A 12,693-nucleotide genomic window follows, 5' to 3' on the forward strand; every position below is an offset into this window, starting at 1 on the left:
GTGGTTAAATCTGCATATTCGATTATCCACATATGCAGAGCGATTGCTTATGAGCCTTACACCACACACATTCTTCAAGTGCTTGGGTGATGAAACTCGCGCCCGGATCATGCTCATGCTTTCGGCTGAGGGTGAGTTGTGCGTGTGCGAGTTAATCTGGGCACTGGACGATAACCAGTCGAAGGTCTCCAGGCATCTTGCCCAACTGCGTGCTTGCGGGTTACTCGCAGATCGGAGGCAGGGTCAGTGGGTTTACTACCGGCTGCATCCCGAGCTTGAACAGTGGGCACTGGATGTTCTGAACGTCACTACGCAGGCACACCAGTCCTGGGTTAACGACCATCAAGGACGGCTGGCTTCCATGGAAGACAGACCCGTGCGCCAAGCCTCCTGCTGCTGACATCCTGATCTGGAACATACTCATGCTCATCGCAGCATCGATTTTCGTAGTTACGCTCGTCTTTGTTATCTGGCAACCCAAGGGGTTAGGTGTCGGCTGGAGCGCGGCAGCGGGTGCCGTTCTGGCACTACTGACTGGCGCCGTAAGTCTAGGGGATGTGCCGGTTGTGTGGCACATCGTCTGGAACGCTACCGCGACCTTCATTGCTGTGATCATCATCAGTTTGTTGCTCGATGAAGCGGGATTCTTCAAATGGGCGGCGCTTCATGTCGCTCGCTGGGGTCGGGGCAAAGGCGGACGTCTGTTTGCGCTGATGATCCTGCTCGGTGCAGCCGTTTCGGCACTGTTCGCCAATGATGGAGCCGCACTGATTCTGACCCCAATCGTCATCGCGATGCTGACGGCGCTTCGCTTCAGCCCGGCATCCACCTTGGCATTCGTGATGGCCGCAGGCTTCATCGCTGATACCGCCAGTCTGCCGATGGTGGTGTCCAACCTGGTGAACATCGTTTCGGCAGACTTTTTTGGCGTGGGTTTCGGTGAATACGCTTCTGTCATGTGGCCAGTGAACCTAGTGGCCGTGGCCGCGACACTGTTCATGCTCTGGATGTTCTATCGCAAGGACATTCCCGCCCAGTACGACGCGGATCAGCTTGAGGCCCCGGAGTCGGTGATTCGAGATCGGGCGACCTTCATTGCTGGCTGGTGGGTACTTGGCCTGCTGCTGGTTGGTCTGTTCGCACTGGAGCCGTTAGGTATCCCCATCAGCGCTGTTGCTGCTGCGTGTGCAATGATCCTGCTGGTCATCGCAGGTAAAGGCCAAATCATCTCCACGAGAAGGGTCATCAAGGACGCGCCCTGGCAAATTGTCGTGTTTTCGCTGGGCATGTATCTGGTGGTCTATGGCCTGCGTAATGCTGGCCTAACCGACTCGCTCTCGGGGCTGCTGAACATATTTGCCGAGCATGGCCTATGGGCCGCTACCTTGGGCACCGGTATCACCGCTGCGCTGTTGTCCTCGATCATGAACAACATGCCGAGTGTGCTTATCGGCGCTCTGTCCATTCAGGGCAGCGACGCTACAGGACTGGTACGTGAGGCCATGATCTACGCCAACGTCATCGGTTGCGATCTTGGCCCCAAGATCACGCCCATCGGAAGCCTGGCCACGTTGCTGTGGCTGCATGTGCTAGCGCAGAAAAATATCCGCATCACCTGGGGTTACTACTTCAAAGTCGGCAGCATCCTCACCCTCCCTATCTTGCTGGTAACGCTGGTGGCACTGGCGTCGCGGCTGAGCATCCCTGTCTAGGAGAAACCCATGAAAGTGCTATTTATGTGTACGGCAAACAGCTGCCGGAGCGTTCTCTCGGAGGGGTTGTTCAACCACCTGGCCCCGAGCGGTTTTAACGCCGTCAGTTCGGGCAGCTTCCCAAGCGGACAACTGAATCCACGCGCCGTGAGTACGTTGCAAGCGCTTGGTATCGACACCACAGATCTCTACAGCAAAGGCTCAGAGGTGTTTTCGGACTCACCACCGGATGTGGTGATCACCGTGTGTGATAAGGCTGGAGGCGAACCCTGCCCGGTCTATTTCGGGCCTGCTGTCAAAAGCCACTGGGGCCTCGCCGACCCTTCCGATGTAGAAGGCACAGACAGCGACATCCAAGCCGCATTTGACGCGACCGTCGTCCAGATTAAAAAGCGTTTCGAGGCATTCTTCAGCTTGGATCATTCGGCGCTCACACCGCAGGAACTGAAGCGCGAGCTAGATCAAATAGGTGAACTGTAATGGACGAATTTTCCTCGGAAAGCAGCCTGGATCTACCTAATCTGGATCAGTCGCTAATCGACTTCGTCACACTGGATCGCCTGCAAGGCAACGAGCAACCGACTCACAAACCACGCATCTTGTTGCTGTATGGCTCAACCCGTGAGCGCTCTTTCAGCAGGCTGCTGACCCAAGAGGCCGCGCGCATCCTGACCCTAATGGGAGCCGAGACCGTCATCTTTGATCCCTCGGGTCTGCCTCTCCCTGATGACGCTCCGGAAGACCATCCAAAGGTTAAAGAGCTGCGGGATCTGGTTCTGTGGTCAGAGGGACAGGTGTGGTGTTCGCCAGAGCGTCACGGTGCAATGTCTGCTGTATTCAAAGCCCAAATAGACTGGATACCTCTCACGTTGGGCGCTGTCCGCCCCAGCCAGGGCAAGACGTTGGCCGTCATGCAGGTCTGCGGTGGATCACAGTCCTTCAACACGGTAAACCAGCTTAGGATCCTCGGGCGCTGGATGCGGATGATCACCATCCCAAACCAGTCGTCAGTACCCAAAGCCTTTCTGGAGTTCGACGACGCAGGGCGTATGAAGCCATCCGCCTACTACGACCGTGTTGTGGACGTGATGGAGGAACTGATGAAGTTCACGCTGATGGTTCGGGGCCGGGAAACGTATTTGGTAGACCGCTATTCGGAGCGCAAGGAAAGCGCCGAAGCACTCTCGAAACGAGTCAATCAAAGATCGATTTGAGCGACCAAGGGGATAGAGGATGAGCAACACCACAGTAAGGATTGCGCAGATTTCGGACGCTCAAGCCATCCAGGCAATTTACGCACCGATGGTTGAGCATACGGCGATTTCGTTTGAGCTTGAGCCGCCCACAGTCGAAGAGATGGCCAAGCGGATTGGGTCGACTTTGCCGACTTACCCGTATCTGGTAGCGGAGCGAGACGGCCAGCTCATCGGCTATGCATATGCCAGTCAGCACCGGGCTCGTGAGGCCTATCGCTGGTCGGTCGACGTCACCGTTTATATATCGCCAGAAGCGCACCGTAGCGGGGTCGGCCGGGCACTGTATGGCGTGTTGCTGCCGACATTGAAAAGGCAAGGGTTTCACGCAGCCTTTGCCGGGATCGCGCTGCCAAACGATGGCAGCGTGGGGCTGCATGAAGCACTAGGCTTCGCTCACATCGGTACGTATCCAGAAGTAGGATTCAAGCATGGCGCTTGGCATGATGTTGGATATTGGCGTATCGCGCTGGATTCAACGAGTCCGCCAAAACTGTCCGTGCCTTTCAGTGAGATCAGTCTCTTCTGAATGGGTCTCGACGGCCATTATGAGCGATGGGAAGATTCTAATACGTAACAAAGTCAATTATGTTCGACTCCTCGAAATGAATACGAGCAAAGTGGGTAAAATCGAAATAGATTTGCCACTTTCGGAAGTTTGCAGATATCGAACGAAACTATTGTTGCCGATGGGGAGGCCTATTAGATTCCAGAAAACAAAAGTAATGGTTCCAAGTACGTTTACAAGGTCTCAGCCACTAAGAAGCAGTGATATACCGCAGATCTACAAATTGGTCGCCAATGCTTGTCTCGCGTTGCCGGCCGCGTCGGGCTCAATGAGGTCACTTGCCAACTGACGCTTATCCTGCAGCATTTGCCAAAGCATCTGGTCGATTGTGTTTTCCACCAGCGGGATTTTCACCACGACCATGCGCAATTGCCCATTGCGGTAGGCCCTGTCCTCAGCCTGGTCCTGCAGTCCAGGCGTCCAGGGGAGGCCCAGGAACATCACATAGTTGGCCGCAGTGAGGTTGTTGCCGGTGCCGGCAGCGGAGGTAGTGGCGGCAAAGACGCGGGTTTCTGGATCACTTTGGAATTGATCGATCGCCTTCTGCCGTTTGCCTACAGAGTCACTGCCGACAACCGTGACGCACCCGTACTCAGCTTGCTTGCACCGAGTGCGAAGTGTTCCTACCGTATCCTTGAACTCACAGAACAAGATTACTTTGTCCTCCGCGTCCAGTTCGCACAGCAGATCCATTACGACACGAATCTTTACCTGCTCAAGCAACTGACGCAGTGATCCCAACCTGGCGAGGCTAGGCCTGTCTTCGAGCCGAATTTGATCGTATTGCTTGCGCTCTTCAGCAGTGAGTTCGATGGGTAAAGTTTGGCGCTGTTTGCCCTTGAGACCGGGCAAGACATCCTTGCGTCGACGGAGCATCCAATCGCCGATTGCGCCCCGCAGATTCATGCGGAAATCCTGACTGCCGGCGAACTGTTCGCAGAATTCTTTCAAGGGCAGTTTCCCAACGGGGTGGCCGGATAGCCGTAGCAGCGTGTGCAGCTCAGATTCTCGGTTGAGGACTGGCGTACCCGTCAGCAGGTAACGGTTGGGTATCTTGGCGGCAATGTCGAAGCCGTGACGTGTCCACGCGGCGGTCGGCTCTTTCAGGCGGTGCGCCTCGTCGATGATCATCACTTCAAAGTGTCCTGCATGCAGAACAAAATCGCCAAGGCGTTCGTAGTTGGTGATAATCCATTGCGAAGAGGGATCAAAGACCTGTTGGCCGATAGTGGCCTTGGGATACACCATCTGGATTTCGCGTTGCCAGTTGATGATCAACGTCGACAGGGTGATAACCAAGATGGGTCTATTAGCTGCTCGGATTGCAGCGGCAATGATTGCTTGGCGAGTTTTACCAAGCCCCATGTCATCCGCAAGCAAGGCGCTTGTGCGCTGTAGCAAGTGCCGGATGCCTGCCGGTTGATGGTCCAGTAAAGAATAACCAGCCAATGCCTGGTTAATCTGTTCGGTAGTGGACCCGGTGCGCTCGATTGAGGGCACCGCGGCTAAATACACATCGGTTGAGGTGCTATCGTCAGCCGCTTTTGCTGCGCGCTCTTGTGGCGGTCCACCAAGACTGATGCGGGTGATTTCATCAGCTGGAACAACGGATCCGTCGGTCAGCAGCTCTTGCACGGTGTCGAGGATTTCGAACTGATCCTCCGACAATCCAAGCTCCAGGATCAAGTTGCTTCGCACCACTTCCGCACCAGCGTCAATGCGCCAGGACTTGGAATGCCCGAGAAACACGCCGTGCATGCGCCTTGAAACGGCGACCGCGCCAGGATGGTAGTCACCTGACAGCAGGATCCCGCCCTGAACGAGTGGAGCTATCCGAAAGGTCAGCCCCCACGTGAATGCCTGCCGATCTGGGTCGTTTTGTGCGGCTGTGATTTTATGTGAAAACGTCTCCCAACTTTCATTGAAACGGTCCTCGGACAACTCCATCAAACGGTGGAAGAGCACATCCAGGTCATCCAGCAACTTGCCTTTTGGTAATCGCCAATAGCGATGTTGAGGATGCTCGGCACGCCGAATATAGAAACCATTACGTTCGAGAAACAGCCGGTTCGCACCCTCAACGTATTGCATTAAGACCCCGAAGTCATAGCCGTCAAAAATGACTTTTTCGACCAGGTCCTGCCGGCGGTTCATCAGACGTGGACGACTCATGTCCTGCTCAATCGTTGGTTGATCCATTCCGCACAGGCCTGGGCATGCATTTTTTTCCGGTTTCGATTTGTATAGCGCGACATGGATAGTGTTTGGTCGGGCCATTCCAGGTTAATGGCGAGCTCACCCGATTTGATCTTTGCCCAAAACCATTGATAGGCCCGGTCAACCCTGGAGCCCGACTTAGGTGTGCGATTGCGGAGCCCTCTCAGTTGTATCGTCACCAGGTGTTTGGGAGTCAATTTTGCTAACGTTTCGCCCCAGGCACTTTCATCCATTTGGATTTCTGCAGAGGCCAACGATTTCCCGTTTTCGCGAACCGAAAAAAGACGGCAGATGCCCCGATAAGCACTGTAGTCGTAACCATCAATGCAATGGCCCAGCGCTCGATGTTCCGCATCAAGATCGGCGGGGCACTTCAGTTCGATAATTTGCAGCCCATTTGGACTCACGAGGGGTGTGCTGGTTGAATAAAGCAGCGGCTTCCAGGGCGTTAAAGAGTCTGTTCTTGTTTATGGATCTACTGCATCTAAAGCCTCACGGATGTCTATCAACGCGAGGTGAAAGCCATTCACCAAGCTGGCGATCTGGTGATAGGAAGCAGTAGCAATGAAGCTTTTGAGTTTCTGCAGTGCTTCACCAGAAGCTGGTCCGTCGCTCTCATCAACGTTGTTAAAGAGCTCGTTCAGGTCTCGAAAGTCGTCGGCGATTTTGGACCAATTGTCGTCCGACCAATCAGTTGGACACCCTGACAGCAGCCTGTTCCAGTCCTGCGTTTGATCCAGCAGTTGATACGGGATTTTATCCAGCAGCGCGAAGAGAGTGATCCAGTGCGCTTTTTTAAGAGGACGGCGATTGCCCAGTGAGGCTCCCAGCAGCAGTCGATGCCAGGGTCCTTGTGGCCCCTCGCGGCTGATACGGGTCAATGCACTGCCGGTATCGAATACCCGCTGTTGACCCAGGTAGCGCACTGCAGCGCGCGGCGCCTGTAGCAGCCAAGCCAGTGTGTCGGAAAGGGGGAGGCCCGCGTCGGCTATGCGACCTACCAGGCACTCTTCAGCGGAAATCAAATAACGGTCCTCACTCCAGTATGGGCGCCACGCCTGAAGTTCATCCCATGGGCAGTTCATGTATACCTGCTGCTGCCCATCCCACGGCCACGGCCATTGATCTGCTAGTACCAGAAGTGGAATCAGTACTGGCTGGGCTTTTAGGGCCTGAAGGCGGCGTTTTCGGTCACCTTGAGCCAGCCAGTTATAGAGCTTGGGTGAGGGACATTGCGCTGAACGAATGGCGAATAAAAGCTCTTGGTCCAGACACTGGCAAAACTGCTTCAGCGTGCTGCCAATCTGCTTCAGGTAAAATCGGGTGCGGGGATTGAAGTACCGATTGTTGCTCGCCGTCCAATCGAAGCCGCGGCGATTAAAGCTTCCTAGATCTTCAATCGAAAGGGCTTTCGCCCTCTCTCCAGCAGACTTGCAGAAGGAGGTCAGTAGGACGTCTGCATACCAGCGTTTTTCAAACCTGAGCAGTAGCTGCTGGGCCACCATTGCGGTGGGTTTTCTCTTATGCACGCGGTCCTTGCTGAAGATTTTGCAGGCCTTAACCTGATGACCATCGAAGTACTGGAGGTGATCGCCGATTCTGGCCAGGAGCCGCCGTGTTTGATCATCTGTAGAGGGCAGGGCTACGCACCAGCAACGAGTATGGACAGTGGAACTCAGATAGGTATCGATGAAGGAGGTCAGCTGGGAGGGCGGTACGTTAAATTGTAAAGCCCAGGTCTGGGCGACTTCAATTTGCCGGTCTGAGAACTTCTCCAGCTTCGGCGCTAAGATGCGCAGCCCCACCACCGATTGTCTCTTCTGTACGCTCACCCATGACCTCCTCTGCAATTTCGCAGAGGACTGTCAGGTATAGGAATGGTGGGCTTCTAGGGTTAATGCGTAACGGCGTTGTCGGTGATTTATATCGGCAATGGCAGAAGTCACACCCCTCTGGGTTTATTGAGATCTGGTTTGCCATTCAAGTTTGGAAAACTCACCTTGCATCCATTCGATTTGAAGCCTGTGCAACCCCAAAAGTCATAGCCACCGCCCCCTTTTTTTTGTCGCCTTGCGAGGGGTTGATTGCACTTGGGACAGTTGAAAGCGCCACCTGCTGTGGCTGGGCGTGGAGCGGACGCCATCGGCACACTCGGCATTCCACGTTGCTGAGACAGTTCCTCTTCCAGGCGTCTATGCAGACGCGCAACGACAGCTCCATAGGTGTCTTGGCCCTGGGCGACTTTGTCCAAATCCCGCTCCAGCTCCCTCGTAAAATCGAGCTCCACGAAACTGTAGAACCCTTCCAGCTTCGCGATTGTTTCCTCCCCCAGCGGCGCCGGTACCAGCTTGCGGCTTTTTTCCTCAATCATTCCTTTGCTGGTGATGTTCTTCAAGATCGAGGCGAACGTGCTGGGACGACCAATACCGCGGCGCTCCATTTCTTTGATTAGACTGGCCTTGGTGTAGCGGGATGGCGGCTGAGTTTTCTTCTTCAGCAGTTCTCCGTTGTGCACAGAGATGATCTGTTTTGGTGTGAGTGCAGGAACTGGGTTGCTCGCTGCTCCATCTTCCTCATCGTCTGTGTCATCGCCCTTGAGCAGTTTCCGCCACCCAGGATGAAAAAGGGTTTCACCAGTTGCATTGAATCGCAAAGCCTTACCATTTGGGCCAACCGCGAGCAGTTTTACAGCACGCACGTCGAATACCGCCGCTTCGATCTGGCTGGCCAGCGCCCGGACCCAAATCAACTTGTACAGGGCGAGTTCCTCGTCGTTCTCACCAGCTTTTGTATCAGCCCAATGCGTCGGGGTAATAGCGGGGTGGCCTTCCTGCGCGCCTTCGGCGGCCTTGAATGTACGTCGCTCGTCGACGGTCTTCAATCCGATAGATCTAGCTACGGTTCTAATATCCTCCATGGCCTCGTCTGGTACGTTGGGATTATCCGTCCTGTGGTAGGTGATCACGCCTTGTTCATACAATCGCTGGGCGACTTGCATGGTCTTGTCCGGGTCCCATTTCAAGGCGTTGCTGGCTGCTTGTTGAAGGGTGGAAGAGATGAAGGGCGCGGGTGGGTGGCGCTCGGCCTTGCGGTCTTCACAGGACTCGACGACGACATTACGTGTGCCGGCGACGAGTCGGGCCAGGTTGGCATCTTGAACGTAAGGAAAGTCTTTGCTCGCGAAATCCGGTACCGGTTGCCAGTCTGCATACCAGGTGGTGCCCTGATTCATATCCACAAAGTTCAGACGCACACCGAAGTGGTTGATTACCTGAAAGTTGCGGATCTCGCGCTCGCGCAAAACCACCAGGTATACGGCAGGCGATTGCACGCGGCCTGCAGAGGTGGGCTTGCCCATCAGTCGGCGTAGCTCCTGAGTCACCAGGTAACCCACCAAACGATCAAGTACACGCCGGCATTCTTGTGACGCGACTCTGTTCAAATCGATTTGGCGAGGATTGGCTAGAGCCTCTGCGACACGCTTCAGGGTGATTTCATTGAAGGTGATGCGTTTGTAGGATTTGACCGCCAGTACCTGCTGGATGTGCCAGCTGATGCTTTCACCTTCGCGATCCGGATCGGTTGCGAGGTAGATTTCATCGGCCTGTTTAGCTGCGGCCTTGATGGTCCGCACGGCCTTGGCGCTCTTATCCAGGATCTCGTACACCGGTGTGTAATTTTTGCGGACGCCTGTGGTGATCATGCTGTCGTCCTGCCCTCTGGCGGGCAAGTCACGTATGTGCCCACCACTGGCGACAACCAACCAGTGTTCGCCTGGGCGCAGTTTCTTCATCATTGGCTGAAGCTTTTTCAGCTTCCCAGGTGCCTCGATGATCAATAGCTTCACGGTGTGCCCCTTCTCAATTATGCAGAGCGGGACTGTCACGTCATGGCAGGTAAGGCTTCAATGGGAAATGGTCAATGCACAACGGGAGGCTTTTAGCGGCTAGAGGTCCAGCGTCAGCTGCTGTTCCTGGGCAAAGCCCTTTAGCCACGACGCGCGCATCGCAGGATGGTGGTAAGGGCAGTCATACACCCGTAGCCCTTTTCGGGCGGCGTCAGCACCGGCTATTTGAACGGCAGTATGGGGGTTATTGAATTGCCGCCTATCTGCTGGTTTCAAAGAAGTTCGAGATTGCGCCATTGGCTATCGGTCCCCGAAGAACAGATCTATCAGACAGTAACATCACGAATAGCGCATTTTTTTGCATCAAAAACGGAAGTTTTAAACTTCTGTGCTTGAGATAGCCGAATGGAAGTGTGACTCAACCTGAAAGTTAACGAATGGCGCGATTTTTTGCCAACCAATTGGCGGTTTGATGTCAATTCGAAGCTGGCTCGTCCGTCCAGTTCGCAACTCTGATCCACGCGATGAAGTCCTGAGTGGATTGTCCGCTTTGAACACGTAGTTGTTCCAGCTTGCCGTATAAGTGTTCAGTCATTTCGTCGTCGTCGTCAAAGTCGACGCGGTATTCAGTATCTAAGCGGTATTCATCGAGCAAGGTGTTGATAAATCGGCGGGCTTGCCAGGTATCAAGGTCTGTCTCTCCACGGCCCCCCATCAGATACTCTCCCGTTCGCCACCCAACTGGAGCCCATGATGCTCGGTTTATGTCCAGGGTGAGCCCGTAGTAGTCCGGAGCATTCACCTCGCTTTCATCAAAGTAAGCCCAGTAAACACGGCCTAAAGCTGGGTGCTCTGCGCCAATGACAACGTACCCTGTTGGGTCCCTCAAAACTTCATCCATCGGCACGTCCTAATTTGTAGTGGTTCTCTAATGAGGTCGGGGGAAACGATGAGCTGTTTCCCCCAACACCGACAGCTACACGAATGGGCCGAAAAATTAAGCCCCTGTTTTCAGAATTGCGGTGGATCGGTATCTGGATATTCATCCGGGCCTGGAGCTGGCTGCGGCCGCGATTCGGGTCTGTTGGACTGTTGCGAATTCTGGTTTTGCGAAGGCGCCAGATTCACCATGGTCACGCGGTGTGGCAGCATGCCGACCCGGCTGGCCTGGATTTTCAAAGCTTCGAATTCGCCATCGTCGTTCTTCCAACGGTCCATAACGGCGCGACCGGAAACCAGCACTCGCATACCTTTCTGGAACAGTTGCGAATAATGCTCGGCGTCCTTGTGCCACCACTCCACATTCGCCCAAAAACCGCCACGATCTTCGTAGCCGCCTTTGCCATCCGGAATCGAATTGTCGAAGTAAACGTTGGCTCGCATGAGTCGACGTGGGTCTTTATTGCCGTTGGGGAATTCTTTGAATTCCGGTGCAGAACCGATATTGCCTTCCCAGCCTTGTACGGGCGTGCCCATGAGTATTCTCCGAGGTTATTGGTGTTGCGTTGGGTTGTTGAGCTGCTGCAGGCGAGCGGTATACACGGCCTCTGCCTGGCCCATTTTTTCTGCGCACTCGGCGGCCTGTTTGGTGATCGAGTGCAGCAAACTCATTTGCATATTCAAGGTGATGCGCTGCAGCTCCATCACGTAAAGATCCTGCAGCATGGATTCCGGTGTTCTGGGTGAGCCCATCATTTCTGCCCAAACCCCTACGCCCATCCGCCGATCTGTCACCTGCTGCCATCTCAAAAACTGGGTGCCGGCTTGGGTGTTCTGCTCAGTCAACCGCACTGGAACTAGGGTGAATGGATATCGGCGGGCCTGGCTCAGCACTTCCTGGGCAAGAGCTTTTAAGTCCGATTCTTGAGCTCGGCAAAGATCGGCAAATTGGGTCAGCTCCCCCTTACCTTTAAAAGGCTTTAAAAGGCCCTTTAGTGAGGCAGCCTGTTGCAGTCGCTGGAAGGCTTCCTGTTGCAGTGGCCGGAAGGCGGTCTGTTGCAGCGACCCATCATTGGAGGGAATCTGGCCCATGCTCTTTAACCCTCAACGGGGTCATCGAGATGATCATCCGTCTCGGTTTGCTGCTGACCGCGGATGATCGGTGGCGCGAAATTCGAACGGCGGGTGCCTTCCAGGATGTCTTGTGGCAGCTCACCGTACCGCTCGTACATTTTGCGGGCTGCTTCAGCCTTGGCATTGTTTGCAGCGAAGTCGTCGCGGGCAGCGCCTGAGTACTTATAGATCTGGGCCAGACCAAACAGTCTCCGCAGTACCGCTGCGCCTTCGTCGATCCAGGTTTCCATATCGTGGCGCCCGACAAGGCCAACGTGCTGGGCCAACAGAATGCGTCTGACAATTTCGTCGTAGTTCGTCAGCAGGTACACAGCCTGAAATCCCAGGGGATTGGAGATGTACAGCGGGAGGCTGACAGGCTGGATCGAGAGGTTTTCGCTAATGCTGATGGCCGGTGGAAGAGAGGCCATGGCTGTGTCCAGGCGATCTTCGATGGTCTTTAACGCTTCCTTGGAATCGTTGATCTTTTCCTCGAGGAGGATCATCCACCAGTCAGAGTAGGGATCATCCTGTTGGGCGCCTCGAGACATTCGATTGACGACAGTGCAGAACCCTGACAGACCAATGATGCCGGCTTTGAGGTCATTTTTAGGGCGCCCCATCCATATACGAGCGGCGTGGTGAGTGTGAAGGGTGAGCTTCACATCGCTGCGCAGTGAACCGATGTTGAGCCGGAAGTTATCAGCCATGGTGCAGTGTTTCCTTGGGAAGAGGATTGACGTACCCATGCTGCAATTTGGCTATAGGAGACGCAGCATTAAATACGTAGCCCGATGGAAGGGGATTTGTTGAGGCTTCTATATAGGAAGAGCTGAAACTCGCCGGTGCGGACCGAATCCCTTGCGTGGCGGCCACCTCCGGTGCCGGATGCTGTCAGGGTGTTGTGGGCCACAACACTTGCCATGTCGCCGGCACGGATGCCGGATCCTGCCAAGGTGGTGCGGGCCGCACCACTTATATGGCTGCCACCTCCGGTGCCGGATGCTGTCAGGGTGTTGTGGGCCACAACACTTGCCATGTCGC

General features: G+C 54.9%; 15 protein-coding genes. 5 read left to right on the forward strand and 10 right to left on the reverse strand.

Annotated elements, in window-relative coordinates:
* The first annotated feature begins 49 nt into the window (after window positions 1-49).
* From A7K61_RS19450 to A7K61_RS19470, 5 genes are read left to right on the forward strand one after another with little or no spacing between them, the layout of a single operon-like run.
* Window positions 50-400 carry a metalloregulator ArsR/SmtB family transcription factor gene (locus tag A7K61_RS19450; protein WP_008437351.1) on the forward strand — a complete coding sequence of 117 codons (351 nt, stop codon included), beginning with the start codon at window positions 50-52 and terminating at the stop codon, window positions 398-400.
* A 22-nt stretch (window positions 401-422) separates the two neighbouring features.
* Window positions 423-1,712, forward strand: a complete 1,290-nt coding sequence (locus A7K61_RS19455) for an arsenic transporter (RefSeq protein ID WP_008437350.1) — start codon at window positions 423-425, stop codon at window positions 1,710-1,712.
* A 9-nt stretch (window positions 1,713-1,721) separates the two neighbouring features.
* Window positions 1,722-2,192: an arsenate reductase ArsC gene (locus tag A7K61_RS19460; protein ID WP_008437349.1), complete on the forward strand. Its 471-nt coding sequence runs from the start codon at window positions 1,722-1,724 to the stop codon at window positions 2,190-2,192.
* Entirely contained in the window at window positions 2,192-2,926 is a 735-nt protein-coding gene (gene arsH, locus A7K61_RS19465) for an arsenical resistance protein ArsH (RefSeq protein ID WP_008437348.1), read from the forward strand. The genes A7K61_RS19460 and arsH overlap by 1 nt, the downstream gene beginning before the upstream one ends.
* A gap of 19 nt (window positions 2,927-2,945) precedes the next feature.
* Window positions 2,946-3,494, forward strand: a complete 549-nt coding sequence (locus tag A7K61_RS19470) for an arsinothricin resistance N-acetyltransferase ArsN1 family B (RefSeq protein WP_008437347.1) — start codon at window positions 2,946-2,948, stop codon at window positions 3,492-3,494.
* A 255-nt stretch (window positions 3,495-3,749) separates the two neighbouring features.
* On the opposite strand, the gene A7K61_RS19475 is transcribed toward A7K61_RS19470, so the two are convergent.
* From A7K61_RS19475 to A7K61_RS33340, 10 genes are all read right to left on the reverse strand, one after another.
* Entirely contained in the window at window positions 3,750-5,705 is a 1,956-nt protein-coding gene (locus tag A7K61_RS19475) for a DEAD/DEAH box helicase (protein ID WP_024073377.1), read from the reverse strand.
* The gene (locus A7K61_RS33830; RefSeq protein ID WP_256557951.1) at window positions 5,702-6,157 is read right to left on the reverse strand and encodes a hypothetical protein; all 456 of its coding nucleotides are present in this window, start codon (window positions 6,155-6,157) and stop codon (window positions 5,702-5,704) included. The genes A7K61_RS19475 and A7K61_RS33830 overlap by 4 nt, the downstream gene beginning before the upstream one ends.
* A gap of 60 nt (window positions 6,158-6,217) precedes the next feature.
* Window positions 6,218-7,582, reverse strand: coding sequence for a hypothetical protein (locus tag A7K61_RS19480; protein ID WP_256557952.1), 1,365 nt, complete (start codon window positions 7,580-7,582; stop codon window positions 6,218-6,220).
* 110 nt (window positions 7,583-7,692) lie between these two features.
* Complete coding sequence (topA, locus tag A7K61_RS19485; RefSeq protein WP_008437341.1) at window positions 7,693-9,597, reverse strand: type I DNA topoisomerase; 1,905 nt, start codon at window positions 9,595-9,597, stop codon at window positions 7,693-7,695.
* 99 nt (window positions 9,598-9,696) lie between these two features.
* Window positions 9,697-9,894 carry a CrpP family ICE-associated protein gene (locus tag A7K61_RS31530; protein ID WP_073845721.1) on the reverse strand — a complete coding sequence of 66 codons (198 nt, stop codon included), beginning with the start codon at window positions 9,892-9,894 and terminating at the stop codon, window positions 9,697-9,699.
* A 178-nt stretch (window positions 9,895-10,072) separates the two neighbouring features.
* Window positions 10,073-10,498 (reverse strand): hypothetical protein, encoded by a 426-nt coding sequence (locus tag A7K61_RS19490; protein WP_008437339.1) that lies wholly within the window; start codon window positions 10,496-10,498, stop codon window positions 10,073-10,075.
* 110 nt (window positions 10,499-10,608) lie between these two features.
* Window positions 10,609-11,073: a single-stranded DNA-binding protein gene (locus A7K61_RS19495; protein WP_008437336.1), complete on the reverse strand. Its 465-nt coding sequence runs from the start codon at window positions 11,071-11,073 to the stop codon at window positions 10,609-10,611.
* 15 nt (window positions 11,074-11,088) lie between these two features.
* Complete coding sequence (locus A7K61_RS19500) at window positions 11,089-11,628, reverse strand: DUF3158 family protein (RefSeq protein ID WP_008437334.1); 540 nt, start codon at window positions 11,626-11,628, stop codon at window positions 11,089-11,091.
* 5 nt (window positions 11,629-11,633) lie between these two features.
* Window positions 11,634-12,359, reverse strand: coding sequence for a PFL_4669 family integrating conjugative element protein (locus A7K61_RS19505; RefSeq protein WP_008437331.1), 726 nt, complete (start codon window positions 12,357-12,359; stop codon window positions 11,634-11,636).
* A gap of 68 nt (window positions 12,360-12,427) precedes the next feature.
* Window positions 12,428-12,693, reverse strand: a 266-nt coding sequence (locus A7K61_RS33340) for a hypothetical protein (RefSeq protein ID WP_218188552.1), incomplete at its 5' end; no start/stop codon positions are given.

This window comes from Pseudomonas sp. AP42 (assembly GCF_001728935.1).
GTDB classification, from domain to species: Bacteria; Pseudomonadota; Gammaproteobacteria; order Pseudomonadales; family Pseudomonadaceae; genus Aquipseudomonas; species Aquipseudomonas lactis.